At 71.9% G+C, this 22,700-nt stretch carries 19 protein-coding genes; 13 read left to right on the top strand and 6 right to left on the bottom strand.

The window, feature by feature from the left end; all coding sequences use genetic code 11:
- Position 1: 1 nt before the first annotated feature.
- The 5 genes from U9J66_RS13025 to U9J66_RS13005 form a co-directional block, all read right to left on the bottom strand.
- Positions 2 to 862 (bottom strand): ABC transporter permease, encoded by an 861-nt coding sequence (locus U9J66_RS13025; protein WP_017534338.1) that lies wholly within the window; start codon positions 860 to 862, stop codon positions 2 to 4.
- Positions 855 to 1,661: an ABC transporter permease gene (locus U9J66_RS13020; protein WP_326337786.1), complete on the bottom strand. Its 807-nt coding sequence runs from the start codon at positions 1,659 to 1,661 to the stop codon at positions 855 to 857. The genes U9J66_RS13025 and U9J66_RS13020 overlap by 8 nt, the downstream gene beginning before the upstream one ends.
- Positions 1,662 to 1,805: 144 nt before the next feature.
- On the bottom strand, positions 1,806 to 2,549 hold the full coding sequence (locus tag U9J66_RS13015; protein WP_036568032.1) for an SDR family oxidoreductase: 744 nt from the start codon (positions 2,547 to 2,549) through the stop codon (positions 1,806 to 1,808).
- Between the two features lie 114 nt (positions 2,550 to 2,663).
- Positions 2,664 to 3,302: a DAK2 domain-containing protein gene (locus U9J66_RS13010; RefSeq protein WP_326337785.1), complete on the bottom strand. Its 639-nt coding sequence runs from the start codon at positions 3,300 to 3,302 to the stop codon at positions 2,664 to 2,666.
- Positions 3,303 to 3,316: 14 nt separating this feature from the next.
- On the bottom strand, positions 3,317 to 4,312 hold the full coding sequence (locus U9J66_RS13005) for a dihydroxyacetone kinase subunit DhaK (protein ID WP_326337784.1): 996 nt from the start codon (positions 4,310 to 4,312) through the stop codon (positions 3,317 to 3,319).
- A 327-nt stretch (positions 4,313 to 4,639) separates the two neighbouring features.
- Between U9J66_RS13005 and U9J66_RS13000 the strand changes: the two genes are divergently transcribed.
- The 9 genes from U9J66_RS13000 to U9J66_RS12960 all read left to right on the top strand — a co-directional run bounded on the left by U9J66_RS13000 (position 4,640) and on the right by U9J66_RS12960 (position 16,924).
- Entirely contained in the window at positions 4,640 to 5,839 is a 1,200-nt protein-coding gene (locus U9J66_RS13000) for a DUF418 domain-containing protein (RefSeq protein ID WP_326337783.1), read from the top strand.
- 123 nt (positions 5,840 to 5,962) lie between these two features.
- The gene (locus tag U9J66_RS12995) at positions 5,963 to 6,724 is read left to right on the top strand and encodes a L,D-transpeptidase family protein (protein WP_014913200.1); all 762 of its coding nucleotides are present in this window, start codon (positions 5,963 to 5,965) and stop codon (positions 6,722 to 6,724) included.
- A gap of 146 nt (positions 6,725 to 6,870) precedes the next feature.
- Positions 6,871 to 7,617 carry a hypothetical protein gene (locus U9J66_RS12990; RefSeq protein ID WP_014908656.1) on the top strand — a complete coding sequence of 249 codons (747 nt, stop codon included), beginning with the start codon at positions 6,871 to 6,873 and terminating at the stop codon, positions 7,615 to 7,617.
- Between the two features lie 428 nt (positions 7,618 to 8,045).
- A complete protein-coding gene (locus U9J66_RS12985) occupies positions 8,046 to 8,507 on the top strand; it encodes a hypothetical protein (protein WP_017534330.1) in 462 nt (153 codons plus the stop codon).
- 155 nt (positions 8,508 to 8,662) lie between these two features.
- Complete coding sequence (locus U9J66_RS12980) at positions 8,663 to 9,187, top strand: PadR family transcriptional regulator (protein ID WP_014908322.1); 525 nt, start codon at positions 8,663 to 8,665, stop codon at positions 9,185 to 9,187.
- Positions 9,184 to 9,909: an ABC transporter ATP-binding protein gene (locus U9J66_RS12975; protein WP_326337781.1), complete on the top strand. Its 726-nt coding sequence runs from the start codon at positions 9,184 to 9,186 to the stop codon at positions 9,907 to 9,909. The genes U9J66_RS12980 and U9J66_RS12975 overlap by 4 nt, the downstream gene beginning before the upstream one ends.
- On the top strand, positions 9,906 to 12,260 hold the full coding sequence (locus tag U9J66_RS12970) for an ABC transporter permease (protein ID WP_326337780.1): 2,355 nt from the start codon (positions 9,906 to 9,908) through the stop codon (positions 12,258 to 12,260). Before U9J66_RS12975 ends, U9J66_RS12970 begins: the two co-directional genes overlap by 4 nt.
- A 54-nt stretch (positions 12,261 to 12,314) precedes the next feature.
- On the top strand, positions 12,315 to 15,104 hold the full coding sequence (locus U9J66_RS12965; RefSeq protein ID WP_326337778.1) for a DEAD/DEAH box helicase family protein: 2,790 nt from the start codon (positions 12,315 to 12,317) through the stop codon (positions 15,102 to 15,104).
- 128 nt (positions 15,105 to 15,232) lie between these two features.
- Positions 15,233 to 16,924: a choice-of-anchor I family protein gene (locus U9J66_RS12960; protein WP_042284669.1), complete on the top strand. Its 1,692-nt coding sequence runs from the start codon at positions 15,233 to 15,235 to the stop codon at positions 16,922 to 16,924.
- 157 nt (positions 16,925 to 17,081) lie between these two features.
- Here the strand turns inward: U9J66_RS12960 and U9J66_RS12955 are convergent, their stop codons facing one another.
- Entirely contained in the window at positions 17,082 to 17,396 is a 315-nt protein-coding gene (locus tag U9J66_RS12955) for an ArsR/SmtB family transcription factor (protein WP_020379952.1), read from the bottom strand.
- Positions 17,397 to 17,590: 194 nt separating this feature from the next.
- Here U9J66_RS12955 and U9J66_RS12950 point away from each other — a divergent pair, with 194 nt between their 5' ends.
- Genes U9J66_RS12950 through U9J66_RS12935 form a run of 4 tightly spaced genes read left to right on the top strand, consistent with a single transcriptional unit; the run spans position 17,591 to position 22,667 of the window.
- The gene (locus tag U9J66_RS12950; RefSeq protein ID WP_326337777.1) at positions 17,591 to 19,198 is read left to right on the top strand and encodes an ABC transporter substrate-binding protein; all 1,608 of its coding nucleotides are present in this window, start codon (positions 17,591 to 17,593) and stop codon (positions 19,196 to 19,198) included.
- Positions 19,186 to 20,229, top strand: coding sequence for an ABC transporter permease (locus U9J66_RS12945; RefSeq protein WP_326337776.1), 1,044 nt, complete (start codon positions 19,186 to 19,188; stop codon positions 20,227 to 20,229). Before U9J66_RS12950 ends, U9J66_RS12945 begins: the two co-directional genes overlap by 13 nt.
- Complete coding sequence (locus tag U9J66_RS12940) at positions 20,222 to 21,994, top strand: dipeptide/oligopeptide/nickel ABC transporter permease/ATP-binding protein (RefSeq protein ID WP_326337775.1); 1,773 nt, start codon at positions 20,222 to 20,224, stop codon at positions 21,992 to 21,994. Before U9J66_RS12945 ends, U9J66_RS12940 begins: the two co-directional genes overlap by 8 nt.
- Positions 21,978 to 22,667, top strand: a complete 690-nt coding sequence (locus tag U9J66_RS12935; RefSeq protein ID WP_326337774.1) for an ABC transporter ATP-binding protein — start codon at positions 21,978 to 21,980, stop codon at positions 22,665 to 22,667. The genes U9J66_RS12940 and U9J66_RS12935 overlap by 17 nt, the downstream gene beginning before the upstream one ends.
- The last annotated feature ends 33 nt before the right edge of the window (positions 22,668 to 22,700 follow it).

The following is a 22,700-nucleotide window of genomic DNA, read 5'->3' as shown; positions in this document are numbered from 1 at the left end:
CTCAACTCCCGGTGGATCGGTAGTGGCGCAGTCCGAACCGCCAGGCCAGGGCGGCGCAGACGCAGAGGAGGACGGCGACGAAGGGACCCGCGTAACGCAGGCCCTCGGGCATGCCGAGCGGATCCGACCGGTCCAGGACGAACAGCGCCGGCTGCCAACTGATGAAGGCGAGAGGGACCACGTAGGTGACCGACCGGACGATCTCGGCCCCGTAGATCGCCAGGGGGTACTCGGAGAGGGCCTGTCCGCCGTAGGTGAGCGTGTTCGCGGCCTCCCGGGCGTCGGCGACGAAGAACTGGAGACAGGCGGTGATCACCCAGATCGCCCCGCAGATCAGGACCCCGGAGAGCAGCATCGTCGGTAGCAGCAGCGCCTTGGCCACCGTCCACTCGATGTCGGCGCCGGCCAGGGAGACGCCCAGGAGCACCAGGGCGGGGACGACCTTGCCGAGCCTGCGCGGGGAGAACTCGTCCGCCGCCAGTTGGATCAGCGGGGAGACCGGGCGGATGAGCATGGCGTCGAGGGAGCCGGTGCGGATGTGCCGGCCGAGACGTTCCACCGAGCCGATGAACAGGTCCGCGATCCCGAAGGCGCTCGCCGCCAGGGCGAACACCATCAACCCCTCGTACACGGTGAACCCGGAGAGGGAGCCCGCGTGGCCGAACAGGATGATCACCGCGCCGGCCTGGGTGAGGACGCTCACCGCGACGGCCAGCGACATGAGGATCATGGAGAGCGGGTACTGGGCCGCGGAGCGCACCCACGTCCAGGCCAGCAGCCGGTAGTCCCGGAACGGGCGGAGGAGGTCCCCGACACGAGGACGCTCCGGGCCCGACCGGGCGGGGACGTTCGTGTCAGCCACCCTGGACCACCACCCTGCGCGTGGCGACGGTGCTGAGCCACGCGCCCAGAGCGAGCAGGACGACCGCCCAGAAGGCCTGGAGCGCCAGCCCGCCGAACGCGCCACCGCCCGGCAGGGTGTCCTTGCCCAGGAGGATCTCGGTGGGGATCTGCACCATCGACGCCCAGGGCAGCAGACGGAGCGTGTCGCCGATCGCCGTGGGGAACAGCGCCAGCGGCAACAGCATCCCGGCGGCGATGGGGCCGATCAGGCCGGTCACCATCCACACCCCGCGGGTGTCGAGGATCCAGAACCCGCTGAGCGAGTACAGATAGCGCAGACCGAAGCCGACCAGGGCGGCGAGCGCCACCGATACGAGGAAGGCCAGGGCGTCGCCCACCCCGCCGGGGAGGGTCGCGTCGAACAGGATCAGGCCGACCGCGAAGACCGGGGCCCCTCGGAAGAGGAGGCCGAACGTGGCCCTTCCCAGGTCCTGGGAGAGCCACCACCCCTGGAGGGAGAGCGGACGGAGCAGATCGGTGGCGATCTCACCGGTACGGATGTGCTCCGCGAGGTCGAGGGAGGGGGCGACGCTGATGACCATCGTGACGGTCAGGAGCATCTGCCCCACGAAGACCTGGGTGACGGCGTCACCGGCGTCGTAGCCGTTGATCTGTGGGCGCGCCTCGAACACGGCGAGCAGCACCATCGCGTTGATGGCGCCGAAGACGGCGTTGGTGAGGGCACCGGCCGCGGTGGCGGCGCGATAGGTGGAATGGCGGCGTAGCCCTCGGGCGTACACCGCGAGGTGGACACGCATGGACGCGGCTCCCCTTGGCGGATCGAGAACGTGCATTCGGCACGTCCCTGGGCCGAGGGGCCAGGTCCGGGTCGCCGCGAAGAAGCGACGTTAGCACGGCTCGGGCGGGGATGGTGGGGTGCTCGTCCCACCACCCCCGCCGGCTCACCCGCGTCCGGCGAAGGGCATCTCCCTGGCCATGACCGTGAGGGAGGGGACGTTGACGTCCAACGGCAGGGACACGATGTGCGCGATCGTGTCGGCGACGTGACCCGCGTCGATGGTGGGTTCGGGCCGGACCGAACCGTCCGCCTGGCGGGCGTTGGCGCCGATCCCCGCGGTCATGGCGGTGGCGGCGTTGCCGATGTCGATCTGGGTACAGGCGATGCCGTGGGCGCGCAGGTCCAGGTTCATGGAGGCGGTGAGGCCGCTGATCGCGTGCTTGCTCACCGTGTAGGCCACGCTGGAGGGGCGGGGCACGTGCGCGGAGACGGAACCGTTGTTGATGATCCGTCCGCCGCCGGGCTCCTGCTCCCGCATCATCGCGGCGGCCTCGCGCGCGCAGTACAGGGATCCGGTGACGTTGGTGTCGAGGGCCTCTCGCCAGGCCTCGTCGGTGATCTCGTCCACCGAGGCGGTCGCGCCGAACACCCCGGCGTTGTTGAACAGCACGTCCACCCGCCCGTACCGTTCGCGCACCGCGCGGAACAGCGCCCGGACCGACTCCGAGGAGGTCACGTCGGTCTCGACCACGCTCGCGCCGGGGCGCCCGTCCGCGGTCTCCTCCAACGTCTCGCGTCGACGGCCGGCCAGCACCACGGAGTGGCCGTCGTCGAGCAGACGGCGAGCGGTGACCCGCCCGATCCCCGCCCCGGCCCCGGTGATCACGACGACCTTGTGGTCGTTCACGGTCCTGCCCTCGGTACCCACGTCGGCCCCCTCGTTCGCTCTTTCGAACGGGAGCCTACCGAGCCGGTCCGCCCGGGGGTCCACGGGCCTCCGCGCTCCCCCGGGCGTCGTCGTTCACACGTCCTCGGCCGCCTCGAAGAACCAGGCCACGGCCACCGCCCCGGGGTCCAGCACGTCCTGGGCCCGCTCGCCCAGATAGCTGGCCCGGCCCCTGCGGGCGATCATCCCGCCGGTGGAGTCGGCCCCCGCGCGGGCGGCGCGGGCCGCCTCCGCCACGGCCTCGCGCCAGGTGTCCGAGGTACCGGAGGTGAGCACGTCGGTGGCCGGCACCATCGCGTCGACCATGGTCTTGTGGCCCACCTCGGCCCCGCCGAGTCGTCGGACCGCCTCGGTGGCCGTGCCGAAGGCCGCTCCCAGATCGACGACGGACCAGGGCCTCTCGGGCCCCGCGCCCAGTCGACCGAACCACAGGCCGAACAGCGGGCCGCTCGTTCCGCCCGAGGCCAGGAAGGCGTCGGACACGGTCTGGAACACCCGGGCCGGGTTCTCCCCGGTCCGGTCGTCACCGTCCAACCCCGCACGGGCGCGTTCGAGCGCGGAACCGATGTTCCATCCGAAGTCGCCGTCCCCCGCTCTGCGGTCCAGGTCGGTCAGCTCGTCCACACCGGCGGCCACCCGGTCGGAGAACACGGTCAGCCACGCCTTGGCCGCCTCGCCGCTCAGTTCGGCCTCGGCCCTCGTTCCCTCGGTCATCTCCACCGCTCCCCTCACCAGACCAGCGCCGGGGTCCGTACCGGCGCGTCCCACAACTCCACGAGCCCGTCGGTCATCGCGGTGAGCGTGATCGACAGCCCCTTCATGTCCAACGAGGTCACGTACGGGCCGACCAGGGAGCGGGCGACGCGGACGCCCCGGCCCCCGAGGACCCGGCGCGCCTCACGCGCCGCCACCCCCAACTCCAGGCCGTGGGTGGCGCCCAGGCCGTTGACGATCATCGACACCACGTCCCCCTGACGGACGCCCAGCCGCTCCATCAGGGGCGTGACGAGGGCTTCGACCATCGAGGCCGCCTCGGTGACCGGCCGGGTCTCGATCCCCCGCTCACCGTGGATCCCCACCCCGAACTCCATCTCCCCCGGTTCCAGGTCGAAGGAACGGAGCCCGCTCATGGGGTGGGTGCACGCCTCGAACGCGATGCCGAGGGTCGCCGACCGCGACACCACCTCCCGGCCCAGGTCGCGGACCTCGGTGATCGGCGCTCCGGCCTCGGCGGCGGCCCCGCAGATCTTCTCCACCGCGACGACCGCCGCGGTCCCCCGACGACCGGGGCCTCCGTCGTCCTCGCTCTGGGTGGCGAGATCGTCGTCGACCAGTACCCGTTCGACCCGGTGCGTCTCCGCGAGGAGTTCGGCGGCGATGGAGAAGTTGAGGACGTCACCGGTGTAGTTCTTGACGATCATCACGGTGCCCTCGCCGGAGTCGGCGGCCCGGATCGCCGCGCGCACCTGGAGGGCCGTGGGGCTGGCGAACACCTCGCCGGGTACGGCCGCGTCGAGCATGCCGTACCCCACGAACCCGGTGTGCAGGGGTTCGTGACCGGACCCGCCGCCCGAGATCAGGGCGACCTTCCCGGCGGCCGGTTCGCGTCGTGTGACGAACAGGGGGTCCGTATGCGCGTCGACCAGGTCGCCGTGGGTCTCGACGAGGCCCTCCACCGCCTGTCGTACCAGGGTCTCGCGCTCGTTCATGAAGAACCGGCTCATGCCGCCTCCCGGGTCGTCGGGGATCCCTCGGACCGGCGCTCGGTTGGCCGGACGCCGTTCCCTCGATCTACCCGCTTTCCACCGATCGCCCCACCCGTCTCCTCCGAACCGTCCTCACCGCTCCGACCGGCCGTCCCCCGTGGCCGAACGACCGACCCGCGCGCCCGTCGAACCGGTCGAAGAGCCGGCCGGTCGACCGATGCCTCCGAAGCGCCCCCGTCGGGACACTGGAGCTCCGGTGGAGACCGCCGCGCGCCCGCCCCTCGGGCCCCTCCGCCGGAACGCGAAGACAGGGTGCGGTACCCGCCACGAGAGAGGAAAGTCGACATGTCGATACAAGCGGGCGGTCCGGTCGACCCCGGGCTCCCACCCGCCTCGCCCCGTCGCCTGGCCCCGGACCTCGCGCGCGGGGCCATGCTCCTGCTCATCGCCATGGCCTACGCCGGTGTGTACGCGGGCGGTGGTTTCGGCACGGACGTGTCCGCCGACCCCATTCAGGACCGGATCGCGACCCTGTTCACCACGCTCTTCCTGGACAATCGGGCCTTCCCGATGTTCGCGATCCTCTTCGGCTACGGGATGGCCTGGATGGTCGCCCGACAGAGAGCCCGGGACACCTCCGAGCGGGAGATCCGCCGTCTGCTCCGCCGCCGGGGATTCTTCCTCCTGCTCTTCGGTGCCGTCCACGCCTTCCTCGTCTTCCCCGGCGAGATCCTCGCCTCCTACGGGCTGGCCGCGTTGGTGACCGGCCGGCTGCTGTTGCATTCGAACCGGACGATCGTGCGGGCGGCGGTGGTGTTCGCGGTGTTCTACGTCGTCACCGTGCCGCTCGCGTTCATCGGTATGAACATGGGCGAGTCGCAGGGCGGCGAGGTGGAGTTCGCCCTGCCCGGTTACCTGACCGCCGGGGACTGGATCGAACGCCTGGTCTTCCTGCCGTTCGGCCCCCTGTTCATCGCGGTCGCCTTCCCGCTGTTGCTGCTGGTGGTCCTCGGTTACCTGGCCGGGCGCGCGGGTCTGTTGGACGACCCGGCCGCGCACCGGGGCCTGCTCGTCAAGGTCGCCGTGTTCGGCGTCGGCCTGTCCGTGCTGGGCGCGGTGCCCTCCGCGCTCACCTCCCTCGGATACCTGTCCCCGGACACGGTCACCGGTGGGCTGTTCATGGGGGCGCAGGTGCTCACCGGTGTCCTGGGCGGCGCGGGCTACGCGGCCCTGTTCGCCCTCTGGGGGACCCGGCTGGAGGCGGACCCGGGGCCGGCGGTCCGGGCCGTCGCGGCGATGGGCAAGCGCTCGCTCACCTTCTACCTGTTGAATTCGGTGCTGGTCGCGATCCTCCTCCACCCGGACCTGGTCGGTCTGGGCTCCGAGGTGGGGTCCGCCGGTGCCCTCCTGGTGGCCGCTCTCGTCTGGTCGATCTCCCTCGTGCTGGCCGCCCTCCTCGCGGCCCGGGGCCGACCCGGCCCTCTGGACCTGTTGATGCGCCGCTGCGTCCACGGCGGCCGTGCGAAGAGCGAGGCACGGGCCTGACCTGCGCCGAGGGATCCGGAGCCTCTCGAGGCTCCGGATCCCTCGCTCCGCCGGGTGTTCCGCCTCTCACGGATTCGGGGGTCGAGGGGGCGAGAGAACGGGTTCTGTGGGTAAATGGAACGTATGGTCTCCCCCCGAACCCCCTTCAGACGGAACGCCGCCCGAACGACCCTTCTCCTCGGCCCGGCCTGCGCCCTGGCCCTGAGCGGAGCGCTGCTCGCCTCCCCCGCGCACGCCGCCCCGACCGCCCCCGCCTCCTCCCCCGTCGCCGAGAGCGCCTCGGCCATCACCTCGGACCTGCGCACCGGTGACACCGGCGACCAGGTGACCGCCCTTCAGGAGCGCCTGAGCGAACTCGGCTACTGGATCGACGGCGTGGACGGCCAGTTCGGCATGCACACAGAGCACGCCGTCATCGCCCTCCAGAAGGCCGCCGGCATCGACCGGGACGGCATCGTGGGTCCGGCCACCCGCGCCGCGCTCGCCGAGGGCACCGTCCCCACCCCCACCTCCTCGGGAACGGCGGTGGAGATCGACCTCGAGCGCCAGCTCCTGCTGGTGGTCGTCGACGGTGAACTGAACAGTGTCATCCACACGTCGACCGGTTCCGGACAGCCCTATGAGGGCTCCGACGGCGATGAGCGGATCGCCACCACCCCGGAGGGCACCTTCGCCGTCTTCCGCGGCGTCGACTCCTGGGACCCGGGGCCCTACGGTGCGCTGTACCGGCCCAAGTACTTCAACGGCGGCATCGCCGTGCACGGCTACCCCAGCGTCCCCGCCCAGCCGGCCTCCAAGGGCTGCGCACGGGTGAGCCTGGCCGCCATGGACTGGCTCTGGGAGCAGGGCCACCTGGAAGAGCACGCCACCGTGGTGGTGCGCTGACCCTCGACCCCGGGCCGTCCCTCCCTCGCCGGGAGGGGCGGCCCTCGTTGTGCGCGGTGCTCGCATCGCCCGTGTCGAAGGCGATGTGAGCCGGACGACCCCCTTCGGGGAGAGTGCGATCCCTCCCCTCGGGTAGGACGTGGCCCGTGCCCTTCCTCCTCGCCACCGAAGCCGCCTCCCCCGACCGCCCCAACGAGGACTTCGCCGCGGTGACCGCCTCCGCGGCGGTACTGCTCGACGGTGTCAGCGCTCCGACGGACATCGAGAACGGCTGCTCCCACGGGGTGGCCTGGCACGTTCGCAGACTCGGGGCGCTGCTGTTGGCCGGGATCGACGCGGGTCTCTACCTGCGGGACGCGTTGGCGGAGGCGATCACCACGGTGTCCGCGTCGCACGAGGGGATCTGCGACCTCGGGAACCGGGAGACCCCCTCCGCGACGGTGATCGCCGTCCGGATCGACGGGGACGAACTGGAGTACCTGGTGCTGTCCGACTCGGTGCTGCTGGCCGAGGAGCGGGGCGGACTCAGGCTGGTGGCCGATACCCGGTTGGACGATCTGCGGCCCCGTGTGGAGCCCGGAACCGCGATCCGCGCGTGGCGGAACGTCCCCGGGGGCTTCTGGACCGCCGGGGCCGACCCTCGCGCGGCGGAGGAGGCCCTGACCGGAACCCTCCCCCGAGGTCCCTTTCTCGCGATGTCCGACGGGGCGAGTCGCTCGGTGGAGGTCTTCGGGGACCTGTCCTGGCGTGAGGCCTTCGCCATGGCCCGTGACCTGGGGCCCCGGGCTCTGGTGGAGCGGGTCCGCGCCTTGGAGTCGGACGATCCGACGTGTCGTCGCTTCCCCCGGGGCAAGGTCCGGGACGACGCCACCGCGCTCTGGTGGACCCCCTAGTTTCGGTCGTCCTTAATTAATAGTTTCGGTCAACCTTTTCTAGAGTTCAGAAAGATCGTCTTTCCCGACACGCCCGAGCGGGACGGGTAAATGAATACACTCGGCTTTGTGATCACTTTCCGTGGCACCCCAGGTCACCTTTGGTGTTCTTTCCCGAAAAAAGATCGAGAGAGGGCCCCCTAGCGGACCGTAGGGCCCAAGCGAAAGAGACCAACGCCTCTCACAGACCCGGACACCAGGCGCTTTCGTGTGTCGCCTTCATCCGGTAGATTTCCCTGTAACCGATCGGTCGGTGTTCACGCCACAACATCCCCATCCGCCGATCGGTGATCACAGAACCCCCTTTGTCCCCACCCGTGTATCACGGGTGCGGGTGAGTGTATTTCCATGTCCTCGGCCGTCGTGGTGACCGCCGAAAAGGAGACCGAGTGAGTGTCCCTGGCGTCCTCGAACCGACCGGTCCCAACCGAGCGTTCTCCCGGGACGGTCGGCCCCAGCGTGCCCATATCGAACCCGTGAGATCGGAACCGGAACCCGAGACCCCCGAAGCGGACGACCGCCCCAACCCGGCGGACGCCCGTACTCCGGAGGAGTTCCTGCTGACCATGCGCCGCTATCTCGCCTGGGCGGGCGGCTGGTCCTATCTCGAACTGGAGTACAAGTGCGGCGGCGTGGTCGCCGCCGACAAGTTCCAGCGCGCCCTGGAGGGCACCGAGCTGCCCGGCTACGTGTTCCTCATGGCCTTCGTGACCGCCTGCGTCGGCACCGACGAGGGCGAACGTCTGCGCTGGGCCACCTCCTGGCATCGGCTGCGCCGCGCGGCCCGTGCCGCCGAGCCCGCCAGACCCCACCTGCACGGGCTGCCCGGAAACCGGACCGACCCCCGCTGATCCCTCCCGCCCCGGGCCTCGACGGCCCGGGGCGGGCCTTCTCACCACGGCCCCGCCCACGTGACCTTCGGGCCCGGCCCCCTCACCGACGTGCGCCCGATCCACCCACAGCCAGCTATACATGATGTGTATAGACGTTGTGTATAGTCACGATCATGTCCCTGGGAACCACCCTCCTCGGCCTGTTGGAGCGCAGCCCCCAACACGGCTACGACCTCAAGAACGCCTACGACGAACGCTTCGCCACCAGGCGCCCCCTCGCCTACGGGCAGGTGTACGCCACCCTCTCCCGCCTACTGAAGAACGGTCTGGTGGAGATCGAATCGGTCGAGGCCGGCTCGGGCCCCGAACGCAAGCGCTACGCGGTCACCGACGCGGGGGTCACCGACGTCGAACGGTGGCTGTCCCGACCCGAGAGCCCCGAGCCCTACCTCCAGAGCACCCTCTACACGAAGGTCGTGCTCGCCCTGCTCACCGGCCGCCCGGCCGACGAGATCCTCGACGTCCAACGCGTCGAGCACCTGCGCCGGATGCGGGAGTTCACCCGCCGCAAGAGCGAGGGCGACCTCGCCGAGCAGCTCATCTGCGACCACGCCCTCTTCCATCTGGAGGCCGACCTGCGCTGGCTGGAGCTCACCGCCGCCCGGCTGAACGACCTCGCGAAGGAGGTCCGCCGGTGACCACCGACCTCTCCCCCCACCCCGGTGGAACCCCTTCCTCCTCCGCCGTCCCCCTGCTCACCGCCTCCGGGGTGAGCCGCTCCTTCGGCCCCACACCCGCCCTGCTGGACGCCTCCCTCACCCTCTACCCCGGAGAGATCGTGGCCGTCATGGGCCCTTCGGGCTCCGGAAAGTCCACGCTGCTGCACTGTCTCGCCGGTGTGGTGCGCCCCGACGAAGGCCGGATCGAATACGACGGCACCGACCTCACGACCGCCTCCGACACCGAACTGAGCGCCCTGCGTCGGACCGAGTTCGGCTTCCTCTTCCAGTTCGGTCAGCTCGTCCCCGAACTCTCCTGCCTGGAGAACGTCGCGCTCCCCCTGCGCCTGGACGGGGAGTCCCGACGCCGGGCCGAGCGCACCGCCGCCCACTGGCTGGACCGCCTGGACGTGGGCGACCTCGCCGCGAAGACCCCGGGCGAGTGCTCGGGCGGCGAGGGCCAGCGGGTCGCGGTGGCCCGGGCCCTGGTCACCCGCCCCCGGGTGGTCTTCGCCGACGAGCCCACCGGCGCACTCGACTCCCTGAACGGCGAACGGGTGATCCGCCTGCTCACCGACGCCGCCCGGGAGAGCGGGGCCGCCGTGGTCGTGGTGACGCACGAGGCCCGGGTCGCCGCCTACGCCGACCGGGAGGTCGTCGTGCGCGACGGCCGTACCCGGGACCTCGGAGGGGTCGGATGAGCCCGCGCGAGGACCCGCCCCCCGGGACCCGACGCGGACGGTCCCGATCGTCCTTCCTCAAGGACCTCCGGCTGGGCGCGCGGCTCTCGCTGCGCGGAGGCCGTGAGGTCGTGGCCAGGACCCTGCTGACGGCGCTCGGGGTGGGCATCGCCACCGCCGCCCTCCTCCTGGCCGCCTCCCTTCCGGTCATCCTGGACAACCTGGGGGAACGGAACGCCGAGCGTATGGACTACCAGGTGGCGGAGTACCCGCCGCCTCCCCCGGGCGACGACACCCTGCTGTTCAAGGTCACCGACACCGAGTACGAGGGCTCGATGATCCGCGGGCGACTCCTCAGGGCGGAGGGGGACGACCCGCCGCTCCCGCCCGGGGTGGAAACGTTCCCCGGCCCCGGAGAGATCGTGCTCTCCCCGGCCCTGGCCGAACTCCTCGACGACCCGGAACGGTCGGCGCTCCGACGCGGGTACGACCACACCGTCATCGGAGAGATCGGCCCCGAAGGCCTCATAGGGCCGCACGAACTCGCCTACTACCTCGGCGACGACGACCTGACCCTGGACGACGGCGCCGGCCGGCTCCCCGGTTTCGGCGGTGAACAAGGATCCAGCGACGAACCCGTCATCCTGCTGCTAGGCGTGGTGGGCGTGGTCGTCATGCTCACCCCCGTGGTGGTCTTCCTCGGAGCGGCGGTGCGCTTCGGCGGTGAGAAGCGCGACCGTCGCCTGGCCGCGTTGCGGTTGATGGGGGCCGACCGCGGCGCCACCCGGCGCATCGCCGCGGGCGAGACCCTCCCCGGGATGGCGCTCGGTCTGGTGCTGGGCGCCGGGCTCTTCCTCGCCGGTCGCCCGATCGTGGAGGCGGTGCCGGTCTCGAGCGGCCTGTACACCGCCGACGTGGTCCCGCATCCCGTGCTCGCCCTCCTGGTCCTTCTCGGGGTGCCCCTGCTGGCCCTGTGGGTGGTGCTCGTCTCCCTGAGCCGTGTGGTGATCGAACCGCTGGGCACCGTTCGCCGTGCCGAGCGACGCCGCCCTCGACTGTGGTGGCGGCTCCTCCTGTTCGTGGCGGGCATCGCCCTCATCCTCCTGAGCATGCGGATCGACCTGGGCGGGGTCGGATGGGCGCCGCTGATGGCGACCGGCCTGTTGGCCGCGCTGTTCGGCACGACGGCCGTGCTCCCCTGGCTGCTCGACCGGCTCTTCGGCCGGGCCTCGGGCGGCCCGCTCTCCCTCCAGCTGGCCCTGCGCCGTCTGGCCGCGGCGGGCGACGGCCCCGTCCGCGCCGTCGCCGGGATCGTGGTGACCGTCGCGGGCGCCATCGCGTTGCAGAGCCTGTACGCCGGCGCCTGGCAACAGCTGACGGTGTTCCAGGCGGAGTCCGTCGAGGAGGCGTACGAGGAGATGGAGTTCGGAGCGGCCGGGTACCAACTCCAGGCCGATCTGCGCGAGGTCCCCACCTCAGCCGAGATCGACGCCCTCGTGGCGGAGGTCCCCGGGCTGGAGAAGGCCCTGGCCTACGAGGAGACGTGGGGCGTCACCGCCGAGGGCTCCGACGTCCGGATCGTGATCGCCGACTGCCCCTCCCTCCGACAGATGGCCGAGCTGCCGGGATGTTCCCCCGGAGACGTCTTCGGCGACGTGGCGGGGGTGGAGGCCGGCGACACGCTGCTGGTCGGCGCCGGGGAGGAGGTGGAGCCCGCCGAGTGGACGGTGCCACGATGGTCCACGTTCGAGGGACCTCCGCTCGACCACCCCTGGTACTCGGAGACCTCCGTGTCGGACGCCGTCCTCGCCACCCCGGAGGCCATGAGGCTGCCGGAGGGCGTCTCCGTCCGGGGCGAAGTGTGGCTTCGGAGCGACCCGTCCGTACCCGAGATGCGGGAGGAGCTCCAGGGTTCCATCAGGGCCCTGGACCCCGCCTCCAGCCTGATCTTCCCGGTCGCCTTCGTCGCCGATCCCGACATGATCGACATGCGTGACGCGCTCATCGCCGGCGCCCTCGCCTGTCTGGCGATGATCGCCGCCGGACTGGTGGTGGGCACGATCGAGCAGGTCAGGGAACGCAAGAGGGTGCACGCGGTACTGACCGCCTTCGGCACACGGCGACGCACCCTGATCGCCTCGGTGCTGTGGCAGACCACGCTCCCCGTGCTCTTGGGCATCGTCTTGGCCGCGGTGGCCGGGACCACCCTGGGGGCGCTGGCCCTGATCGCGGTCGACCTCCCCGTGACCTTCGCCCCGGTCGACATCCTCATCATCACCGGCGCGGGTGTGGTGGTCGCGATGCTGACCACGCTCCTGGCGGTCCCGGCCCTGCTGCGGACCATGAGCCCGGAGGGGCTGCGCTCGGAGTGAGCGGGAGGGCCGGGGCCGCCGAGGAGGCGGTCCCGGCCTGGCTAGTCTGGGGGGATGTCGCAGACCGGGGAACCGACCGCGGCCGGACCGTCACCGGGCACGGCCCCGCTGAGCGGCGCCTTCTGGCCGGGCGAACCCCGCCCGTACCAGAACGACGCGCTCGCCCGGGTGGACGAACGTTGGGCCGAGGGCGACCGGCGGACCTGGATCGTGCTGCCGCCCGGTGCCGGCAAGACCCTGGTGGGGTTGGAGGCCGCGCGCCGGCTGGGGCGCCGCACCGTGGTGCTGGTCCCCAACACCGCCATCCAGGGCCAATGGATCCGCCACTGGAGGGCCTTCGAGCGCCCCGAAGGGTGCGACGCGGGCGGCGATCGGGCTCTCGGCGACGCCGTCAACGTGCTCACCTACCAGTCTCTGGCGGTCTTCGACCCCGACGCCGAGACCGACGAGGAGGGACGCTCCGCCACCCCCGTCCGCGACAGGCTGCACGCCAACGGGCGGGCCCTGGTGGCCGCCCTGCACGGCGCGGGCCCGCTGACCCTGCTGCTCGACGAATGCCACCACCTGCTCCAGGTCTGGGGGCGTCTGCTCGCGGAGATCCTCGACGAACTGCCCGACGCCCACGTGATCGGGCTGACCGGCACCCCGGCGGGAAGTCTCACCGCCGCCGAACGCGACCTGGTCGACCGGCTGTTCGGGCCGCCGATCGTCGGCGCCTCCCTGCCCGCCCTGGTGCGCGACGGATATCTGGCGCCCTTCGCCGAACTGGTGCACGTCACCGAGCCCACCCTGACCGAGCACGAATACCTCGCCGGGCAGGGCGCCCGCTTCGCGGCCCTCTGCACCGATCTGCTCGAACCCGGGTTCGCGGACACCGATCTCCTCCCATGGTTGGACGCCCGCTTCGTCTCGCGGGACGCGGAGGAGGGCGGCGGTGTGGCCTGGGGGACGCTCGCCGCACGCGACCCCGCGCTCACCGACGCGGTACTCCGCCTGCACCATCAGGGCCTCATCGCGCTGCCCGACGGGGCCCGCCTCCATGAGCGGCACCGGCATCCGCCGAGGGCCGAGGACTGGACCGCGCTGATCGGCGACTACGCGCGGCACTGTCTGGACCCCGACTCCCCTCGGGACCGTGAGGCGCGCGAACGCATCCGCGCCGCGCTGCCGTCCGTGGGCCACCACCTCACCCGTAAGGGGGTCCGCAAGGGCGCCTCACCGGTGGACCGGGTCCTGGCCCGCAGCGCCGCGAAGTCCCTGGCCACGGTGGACATCCTCGCGGCGGAGTGGGAGGCCATCGGACCGCGGTTGCGAGCCCTGGTGCTGTGCGACCACGAACGCGCCTCCTCCCGCGCCCCGGCGGCGTTGCGCGGGGTGATCCCCGACGACGCCGGTTCGGCCTGGCTCCAGGTGGTCCGGCTCGCCGCCGATCCCCGCACGAGCGTTCTGGAGCCGGTGCTGGTCACGGGTCGGACCGTGGCGACCGGACCGGCGACCTCGGCGGCGCTGGTGGAGTTCGTCCGTTCGGAACTCCCCTCGGTGGACCCGGTCGCCCGCGAGGTCGACGGGCTGCACGTGTTGGAGGGGGCGTGGACCTCGCGTTCCTGGGTGGGCGCGGTGACGCGCTTCCTGGAGAGCGGCCGGTCGCACGTGCTGGTGGGCACGCGCGCCCTGCTCGGGGAGGGGTGGGACGCCCGCGGGGTCAACACGGTGGTGGACCTGACCACCGCGACCACCCCGACGGCGGTCGTCCAGAGCCGGGGGCGGGCCCTGCGGCTGGATCCCACGTGGCCGGAGAAGGTGGCGCACACCTGGACGGTGGTGTGCGTGAGCCGTGAGCATCCGCGCGGGGCGGCCGACTGGGACCGCTTCGTCCGCAAGCACGAGGGCTATCTGGGGGTGGACGCGGACGGCGGGATCATGAGCGGGATCGCGCACGTGGATCCGGAGCTCTCCCCCTACGAACCGCCCGAGGACCCGGGCCGGGTCAACCTCCGAATGATCGAACGCGCGGCCGACCGGGAGGGGACCCGCGCGCGTTGGCGCCTGGGTGCGGGCTACGAGGACGTGCTGCTGCCCACGCTCCGGGTGCGCGGCCCGCGTTCGGCCCCGGTCGACCACGGACCCGACGGGGTGGTGGCCCGTCCGGAGCAACCCGAGGTGACGGTCGGCGAGGGCGGGCTCGTGCCCGTTCCGAGAAGGCTGCCGGCCGCGCGCGACCTGGGGCTCGTCTGGATCGCGGGTCCCGTCATGGCGGTGTTCCTCGTGGCCGGCCTCCTCCTGCCCTGGCTGTGGGCTCCGGCCCTGGCCGCCGCCGTGCTCGCCGGGGCCTCGTGGTGGCGGGCGTTCGGGCGTACCGCCCGGGAGGCCGAGAGGCTCCGCGCCCTGGCCCGCGCTCCGGTCGAGACGGCCCGTTACGCCTGTGCCGTGGCCGACGCGCTGCGCTCGGTCGGTCTCTCCGGCACGGGGGCGCGAGGGGTGCGGATCCATGTGGACGGCGATGGCGTCTACCGGTTCACCCTCGACGACCCTGAGGCGGCGGCGCTGTTCACCGAGGCCCTCGACGAGGTCCTGGGGCCGTTGGTCGGCGAACCGCGCTATCTGGTCCCCCGTTACGTGCTCACCGGTTCCGATGAGGAGACGGTGGCCGTCTTCCACGCGGTGCCGTCGGCCTCGGGGCGGAACCGGAAACACGCGCTCGCCTTCGAGCGGGCGTGGAACCGGTGGGTCGGTCCGGGCGAGGTGGTCCACACCCGTTCCGACGCGGGCCGCGCCCTGCTGTCCGCCCACCGAGGGAGCGCCCCGCTGGAGGTGTCGACCGCCCACCGCCTGACCTGGGAGTGAATCGGACAGCACATCGAGGGGTATCGGGTACGCCCCTTCACCCGAAGGTCATCGGATGTTCGGGTTCCCCTCGTCCCGAGATGGTTGGGTTCGTGAGCATCCCCCTCTCACGAACCTCAGGAAACACCATGCGCAGATCCCTCACCGCCGCGGCCGCCCTCGCGTTCGGCCTCACCCTGGCCTCCCCGGTCCAGGCCGACGAGGCCCCCTCCTACGGAGCCCCCGAGGCCACCGAGGCCATCGGCCTCTCCGTGCTGGGCACCTACAACACCGACGTCTTCGACTCCTCCGGGGCCGAGATCGTCGCCCACGACCCGCGCACCCAGCGCCTGTTCGTGGTCAACGCCGCCGCGGCCGTGGTCGAGGTCCTGGACGTGTCCGACCCCGAGAACCCCGAGAAGCTCTTCGACCTGGAGACGGCCGGGGTCCGGGCGGCCGACGGTTCCGTGGTGGAGCGGGGCGGGGCCGCCAACTCCGTCGCGGTCCACGGGAACGTGGTGGCCGTGGCGGTGGAGGCCGCCGACCGCACCGACGACGGCTGGGTGGTCCTCTTCGACACCTCCGGCCGGTCGGTGAACGCGCTCCGCGTGGGTGCCCTGCCGGACATGTTGACCTTCACCCCCGAGGGACGCACCCTGCTGGTGGCCAACGAGGGCGAGCCGAACGACGAGGTCACGGTCGACCCCGAGGGTTCGGTCAGCGTGATCGCGGTGAACCGCAGGCCCGCCTCGCTCACCCAGGACGACGTGCGCACCGCCGACTTCCGCGCCTGGGACGAAGGCCGCGAGCTCCACCCGGACGTGCGGGTCTACGGCCCGGACCTGTCCACCGGCGAGCCCGGGACCCCGGGGCGGGTCGCCCGGAACCTGGAGCCGGAGTACATCGTCGCGGACAGCCCCCACACCGCCCACGTGATGCTCCAGGAGGCCAACGCCTTCGGCGTGCTCGACCTGCGCACCGCCGAGATCACCGACATCGTCCCCCTCGGCGTCAAGGACCACATGGAGCCGGGGAACGGGTTCGACGCCTCCGATCGGGACGGCGAGATCGCCATCGAGAACTGGCCGGTCCTCGGCATGTACCAGCCCGACGGCTTCGACGGCTACCGGTGGCGGGGACGGACCCTCCTGGTGACCGCCAACGAGGGCGACGCCCGTGACTGGGACGGCTACTCGGAGGAGAGCCGGCTCAAGAACCTGGACGTGTGCGAGGACTCCCCGCGCGTCCAGGAGTTCCTGGAGAACAACGATCAGGGGATCGAGAGCGTCGAGGAACTGACCGCCGACGAGAACCTGGGCCGACTCTCGGTCAGCGCCGCCGAGGGTCTGCGCGAGGACGGTTCCTGCTACGAGGAGATCCACTCCTTCGGCGGCCGTTCCTTCTCGATCTTCGGGGACGACGGCGAGCTGCTGTTCGACTCGGGCTCCGACTTCGAGCGGATCACCGCCGAGGCGGCCCCCGAGTTCTTCAACTCCAACCACCGCGAGAACAACTTCGACGGCCGCAGCGACGACAAGGGCCCCGAGCCCGAGGGCCTCGTCCTGGGCAAGGTGAAGGGCCGTACCTACGCGTTCATCGGCCTGGAGCGTGTGGGCGGGGTGATGATCTATGACGTCACCGACCCGCGGAACGTGACCTTCACCGATTACGTCAACAACCGTGACTTCGGCGCCGACCCGAGCAGCCGTGAGGCCGGTGACCTGGGCGCCGAGGGTCTGACCTTCATCAGCGGCGGCGACTCACCGATCCCGGGCGTCCCGGTGCTCGCCGTGGCCAACGAGGTCTCCGGCACCACCACGCTGTTCCGCATCGACTCCTAGAACCGGCATCGACCGCCGACGGGGCGGGTGCGTCACCTGTGACGCGCCCGCCCCGTCGGCGTTCCCGAGGTTCGCGCGCTGGGAGAGGTGGGCGGGTGTGCCCATGTGCGCGGGGACGTGAGATGTCGAGGGCGGCCGGGCGGCCCCGTCGGCGTTCTCAGTGTTCGGCGCCCATCTGGTGCAGCAAGGCGTGCACCGTGGTGTCGACCAGCGTGTAGCGCACGGTGCGCCCGTCCCTCTCGTCCTGCACCCATCCCTGAAGACGCAGGGTCCTCAGGGCCTGGGACGCGGCGACGTCGGTGATCCCGGCCATCTCGGCGAGCTCGCCGACCGAGGCCTTGGCCGGTCCGGCGTGGTGCATCGCGGCCAGCAGGCGCAACCGGGTCGGGTCTCCGAGCAGGCGGAACCGGTCCGCCCAGGCTCCGATGTCGATCTGGGCATCCGTAGGAGGTCGTTCACTGCGGGAGGTCATCGGGTCCATTATCCCCGATCCGGGCCGAAGGGTGACAGTCGTCTCCGATCCCCCCGAAAGGGGCGCGCCGTGACCGGGATCGAGGGCCCTGTGGTCGACCGCGTGGCCGGCGCGAACGGGACATACCTTATCATCTGATCAGATGGTCAACTATTCGCCATCGAAAGACCACGACTCCGACAAGGAAGCAGTGAATGACCGGAACCGTCCCTACACGTGCCCTCCTCGCGACCGCTCTCGTACCGACCCTTCTCCTGACCGCCTGCTCCGGCGCCGCCGAGACCGAGGCCTCCGGAACCCCCACCCGCATCGTCCTCGCCGACGCCCAACCCGTCGGTGAGTTCGACCCCGTCAACGGCTACGGCGAACTCGGCGTCTCCCCGATCTTCGAGGGCCTCCTGCGCCCCGAGTCCACCGGCGACGACGCGCTCCCCGAACTCGTACCGGCCCTCGCCGCCGCCCCTCCCGAACCCAACGACGACAACACCGTCTGGGACGTGGAGCTGCGCACCGACGTCACCTTCTCCGACGGCTCGGCCTTCGACGCCGAGGACGTGGTGGCCACCTACTCCGCCGTGCTCGACCCCGACACCGCCTCGGAGGTCGCCGGTTCCTACTCGATGATCGAGTCGGTCACCGCCCTCGACGACCACAACGTGCGCTTCACCTTGAACGCCCCCTACTACGCGATGCCCGCGCGGCTGACCCTGGGCATCACCTCGTCGGAGGAGATCACCTCCGGGCCGGCGGCTGACTCCGGGCGCGACCGGAACCCGATCGGCACCGGCCCCTACGTGCTGGCCGACCTGAGCGCCGACCAGGCCGTCTTCGAGGTCAACCCCGAGTACCACGGCCCGGAGCCCGAGGTCACCGAGATGGTCGTCCTCTCCATCCCGGACGACAACACCCGGGCCCAGCGCATGCGCGCCGGTAACATCGACGGCACCGTCCTCCCACCGGTGACCGCCGCGACCTTCGCCGACGTCGACGGCTCCGAGGTCCTCCCGGTCCGCACCGCCGAGTGGCGCGGTCTCTCCCTTCCCTCGGACAACCCCTTCACCTCCGACCCCGACGCCAGGCTCGCGATGAACCTGGCCGTGGACCGCGACGGTGTCGTGGAGAACGTGCTCGCCGGGCACGGGCGCCCCTCCCACACGCCGATCCCCGACGTCTACGGTGAGGCGCACGACCCGGACGCCGTCTTCGAGTACGACCCCGAGACCGCCGCCGACCTCCTCGACGAGGCCGGCTGGGAGGAGGGATCCGACGGGATCCGGGTCCGCGACGGCGACCGCGCCGAGTTCACCCTCTACTACCTCGCCTCGGACAACCTGCGCCGCGACCTGGCCACGGCCTTCGCCGCCGAGATGCTGCCCCTGGGCATCGAGGTGGACATCCAGGGCGCCTCCTGGGACGAGATGGAGAAGAACACCACCGAGGCGGGCATCCTCCTCGGCGGCGGGGACAAGCCCTACGACCTGGACACCCAGGTCTACGCCACCCTGCACAGCCGCGAGGACGGCACCTCCACCTACGAGAACCCGGGCGACTTCTCCATCCCGGGGGTCGACGAGGCCCTCGAAGAGGCCCGGGCCACCCTGGACCCCGACGAGCGCGTCGAGGCCTACCGCAAGGTCCAGCGGGCCTACATCGAGAACCCGACCTACGTGTTCATGGCGTTCGTCGACCACACCTACATCGCCGCCGAGGACGACTGGGATCGCGGCCCGCTCGTGCTCGAACCCCACGCCCACGGGGTCTCCTGGGGCCCCTGGTGGAACCTCGCCACATGGCGTCGATGAGCTCCGATCCCGCCCACCGGGTACAGGACCGGCGTCGCCGGACCCGGTGGCGGGATCGCCGCCGCGAGCTGGCGGGACTGGTGGCGCGCCGCGTCGCCATCGGACTCCCGATGCTCGTGGGACTGAGCGCGCTGGTGTTCCTGCTCGCCGCGCGCTCCCCGTTCAACCCTCTCGCCGCCTACCTGGGCGCGGGCTATCAGTGGACCACCGCCGAGCAGCGTGAGTCCCTCGGCCGGGCCCTGGGGTTCGACGTTCCCTGGTGGCAGGCCTGGTGGTCCTGGGCCGGCGACCTGCTCCGAGGCGACCTCGGCTGGTCACGGGGGTATTCGATGCCGGTCTCGGAGGTGTTCGCCGAACGTCTCCCCTGGACCCTGCTGCTCTCCGGCACGGCCCTCGTCCTGGCCATCATCCTCGCCCTGTTCTGGGGCACGGTCGCCGGTCTGCGCCCGGGGTCGTGGTCCGACCGGATCATCACCCGCCTCGGCGTACTGGTGCAGGCTGTGCCCCCGTTCGTCCTCGCCCTGGGCTCGGTCACCACGTTCGCGGTGATCCTGCGCTGGGCCCCGGTCGCGGGGGCCGCCGAGCCCGGCGAGCCCTACACGCTCGGCGGGGTGGCGACCCACCTGGTGCTGCCGGCCTGCACCCTCGCCCTCACCCAGCTCCCCTGGCTCCTGTTGGCGGTGCGCACCGCCGTGGCCCGGGCCCGCGGCTCCGAACCGGTCCGCGCCGCCCGGGCGCGCGGGGTGCCCCCGGCCACGGTGGTCACCGCGCACGTGCTGCCCGTCTCGCTCGCCCCCCTCGTGACGATCGTGGGCGCCCGGTTGCCCGAGCTCGTGGTGGGAGCGGTCCTGGTGGAGGAGATCTTCGCCTGGCCCGGGATCGCCGCCGCCCTGGTGGCCTCGGCCCAGTCGCTCGACTTCCCCCTGCTGGCCGCCCTCACCGTGGCCACCACCGCCGTGGTGCTGCTCGGTTCCCTGCTCGCCGACTCCGCCTACCTCTTCCTGGATCCGAGGGTGAGCGCCGATGTCTGAACCGACCACGCGGCCTCGCCGACGCCGGGCCCTGCGTCCTCTGCCGGTGGCGACGCTGCTCGTCCTCATCGGCTACGCCGTCCTCACACCCTGGTGGGCGGGAACCCAAACCGCCGACTTTTCCCAGGCCCTGCTCCCGCCGGGCCCCGGACAGTGGTTCGGCACCGACCACTCCGGCTACGACCTCTTCGTACGCTCCGCCGAGGGGCTACGGGTGTCGCTCCTGATCGCCCTGGTCTGCGCCGTGGTGGCCACGGTCCTCGGTGTGGCCGTGGGGGCCGTCGCCGCCACCGTCGGCGGCCGGATCGACCGATTCCTCATGCGCGCCACCGACGGGGTGAACGCCCTGCCCCACCTTCTGATCGGTGTGGTCATCGTGGCGCTCTACCCCGGGTCGCTGACGGCGATCATCGCCTCGATCTCGCTCACCCACTGGCCGCAGATCGCCCGTGTCGTCCGCGCCGAGATGCTCTCGGTGCGCTCCTCCGAGTACGTCGAGGCCGCCTATCTGTGGGGTGCCTCCCGTGGTCAGGTGCTGTACCGGCACCTGCTGCCCGCGGCGCTCCCCCAGGCCGCGGTGGGTCTGGTCATGCTCGTTCCGCACGCCGTCTGGCACGAGTCCACGCTCAGCTTCCTCGGTCTGGGGCTCTCCCCCGACGAGGCCAGCCTGGGAACCCTCCTCGAAGTGGCGCGCGGAGACGTGTTCACCGGGGCCTGGTGGACTCTGGCCGCCCCGGCCGGGGTGCTGGTGGCCACCACGTTGTCCGTGGCCGGGCTGAGCAACGCGCTCGGCGGCCGAAGCCGATCCGCCCTCGGTCGCGGGCGTGGCCGGGACCCGCTGGCCGGGATCGTGACGGAGGGGTCCGACCGGGACGGCGAGGGCACGGGGGCGACCTCCACCGCCCCACCGCTCGTCCGAGTGCGCTCCCTGACCCTGCGGCTGCCCACCGAGGACGATCGTTGGGTGCACGCGGCCACCGGGGTCGACCTGGACCTGCGCGCGGGCGAACTGACCGCCCTCGTCGGCGAGTCCGGTTCCGGGAAGTCCACCCTCGCCTCGGCCCTGTGCGGGCTGTCGCCCGCCGGCACCCGCTCGTCGGGAAGCGTGTCGATCGACGGCCGGGAGATGCTCGACGCCGACGAACGCGCCTGGCGCGGACTCCGAGGCCGGACGATCGGCCTGGCCGCCCAGTCCGGGGCCGAGACGTTCACACCCGTGCGACGGGTGGGACCGCAGATCGCCGAGGTGATCGACGCCCTGGGCACCGAGGTCTCCGTCCCCGAACTCCTGGAACGGGTCGGTCTGGCCGCCGACACCGCGGACAAGTTCCCGCACGAGCTCTCCGGCGGAATGGCCGTGCGGGCCGTGACCGCCGCCGCGCTCGCGGGCGAACCGGCCGTACTCGTGGCCGACGAACCCACCGCCGGGCTCGACCCGGAGCTCGCCGCGCAGATCCTGCTCCTGCTCCGCCGGGTCGCCGACGCGGGCACCGCCGTCCTCGTCATCACCCACGACCTCCAGGTCCTGGAGACCACGGACGTCGCCGACCGGATGGCGATCATGTACGCGGGACGGATCGTCGAACAGGGTCCCGCGCGCGACGTGCTCACCGCTCCCGAACACCCCTACGGTCGGGCGCTGATGGCGGCGCTTCCCGCGCACGGACTGCACCCGCTCCCGGGGCTGCCGCCGGAACTGACCGACCTGCCCGACGACCACTCCTTCGCCGACCGGACGGGAGGAACCGATGTCGCTGACCGCTGACCGCGTCACCTGCCGCTACGGGGATCACGTGGTCCTCGAAGAGGCGAGCCTGACCCTCGAACCCGGCCGCGTCCTGGGGCTCACCGGCCCCTCCGGCAGCGGCAAGTCCTCCCTGGCCCGGATCCTCACCGGGCTGCGTCCCCCCGACGGGGGGACGGTGCTGGTCGACGGCGAACCGGTGACCACCCGACGAGGGCGGATGGACGGCCGCGTCGGGCTGCTGCACCAGTCGCCCCGGGCCGCCACGGACCCGAGGATGCGGCTGCGGAGGATCATCGCGGAACCGTTCTCGGCCCGAGGTCGCTCCGGGCCACGCGGGTCGGAGGCCGACGACCGGGTCGCCGAACTGGCCCGGAAGGTCGGCCTGACCCCGGACCTGCTCGACCGTCACGGTGATCGGGTCTCGGCCGGCCAGCTCCAACGGGCGTGCGTGGCACGGGCGCTGGCGGCCTCACCGCGCTACCTGATCTGCGACGAGCCCACCGCCATGCTCGACGCCGCCTCCACCGCGACCATCGCGCACCTGCTGTCCGAACTCGCCGCCGAAGGGGTCGGCCTCCTCGCGATCAGCCACGACCACGCGTTGTTGAACGCCTGGGCCGACGAGGTGGTGGACCTGAAGGAGACCACCTCCCGCACGGCCGAACCGCTCGCCGATCACACCGTGCGGTGACACGACGAAGGGCCGGGGAGCGCGCTCCTCGGC

Source organism: Nocardiopsis sp. LDBS1602, from assembly GCF_035818715.1.
In the GTDB taxonomy this organism is placed as follows: domain Bacteria; phylum Actinomycetota; class Actinomycetes; order Streptosporangiales; family Streptosporangiaceae; genus Nocardiopsis; species Nocardiopsis alba.
Note: the sequence above shows the minus strand (reverse complement) of the source record. Positions and strands in the feature narration are given on the sequence as shown.

Excerpts from the sequence above, each read along its gene's own strand:
- U9J66_RS12995 (WP_014913200.1), top strand. The coding sequence starts at position 5,963 with ATGGTCTCCCCCCGAACCCCCTTCAGACGGAACGCCGCCCGAACGACC.
- U9J66_RS12965 (WP_326337778.1), top strand. The coding sequence starts at position 12,315 with ATGTCGCAGACCGGGGAACCGACCGCGGCCGGACCGTCACCGGGCACG.
- U9J66_RS13005 (WP_326337784.1), bottom strand. The coding sequence starts at position 4,312 with ATGAGCCGGTTCTTCATGAACGAGCGCGAGACCCTGGTACGACAGGCG.
- U9J66_RS13020 (WP_326337786.1), bottom strand. The coding sequence starts at position 1,661 with ATGCGTGTCCACCTCGCGGTGTACGCCCGAGGGCTACGCCGCCATTCC.
- U9J66_RS12935 (WP_326337774.1), top strand. The coding sequence starts at position 21,978 with ATGTCGCTGACCGCTGACCGCGTCACCTGCCGCTACGGGGATCACGTG.
- U9J66_RS12950 (WP_326337777.1), top strand. The coding sequence starts at position 17,591 with ATGACCGGAACCGTCCCTACACGTGCCCTCCTCGCGACCGCTCTCGTA.
- U9J66_RS12960 (WP_042284669.1), top strand. The coding sequence starts at position 15,233 with ATGCGCAGATCCCTCACCGCCGCGGCCGCCCTCGCGTTCGGCCTCACC.
- U9J66_RS12955 (WP_020379952.1), bottom strand. The coding sequence starts at position 17,396 with ATGACCTCCCGCAGTGAACGACCTCCTACGGATGCCCAGATCGACATC.
- U9J66_RS12970 (WP_326337780.1), top strand. The coding sequence starts at position 9,906 with ATGAGCCCGCGCGAGGACCCGCCCCCCGGGACCCGACGCGGACGGTCC.
- U9J66_RS12940 (WP_326337775.1), top strand. The coding sequence starts at position 20,222 with ATGTCTGAACCGACCACGCGGCCTCGCCGACGCCGGGCCCTGCGTCCT.
- U9J66_RS12945 (WP_326337776.1), top strand. The coding sequence starts at position 19,186 with ATGGCGTCGATGAGCTCCGATCCCGCCCACCGGGTACAGGACCGGCGT.
- U9J66_RS12980 (WP_014908322.1), top strand. The coding sequence starts at position 8,663 with ATGTCCCTGGGAACCACCCTCCTCGGCCTGTTGGAGCGCAGCCCCCAA.
- U9J66_RS13010 (WP_326337785.1), bottom strand. The coding sequence starts at position 3,302 with ATGACCGAGGGAACGAGGGCCGAGGCCGAACTGAGCGGCGAGGCGGCC.
- U9J66_RS13000 (WP_326337783.1), top strand. The coding sequence starts at position 4,640 with ATGTCGATACAAGCGGGCGGTCCGGTCGACCCCGGGCTCCCACCCGCC.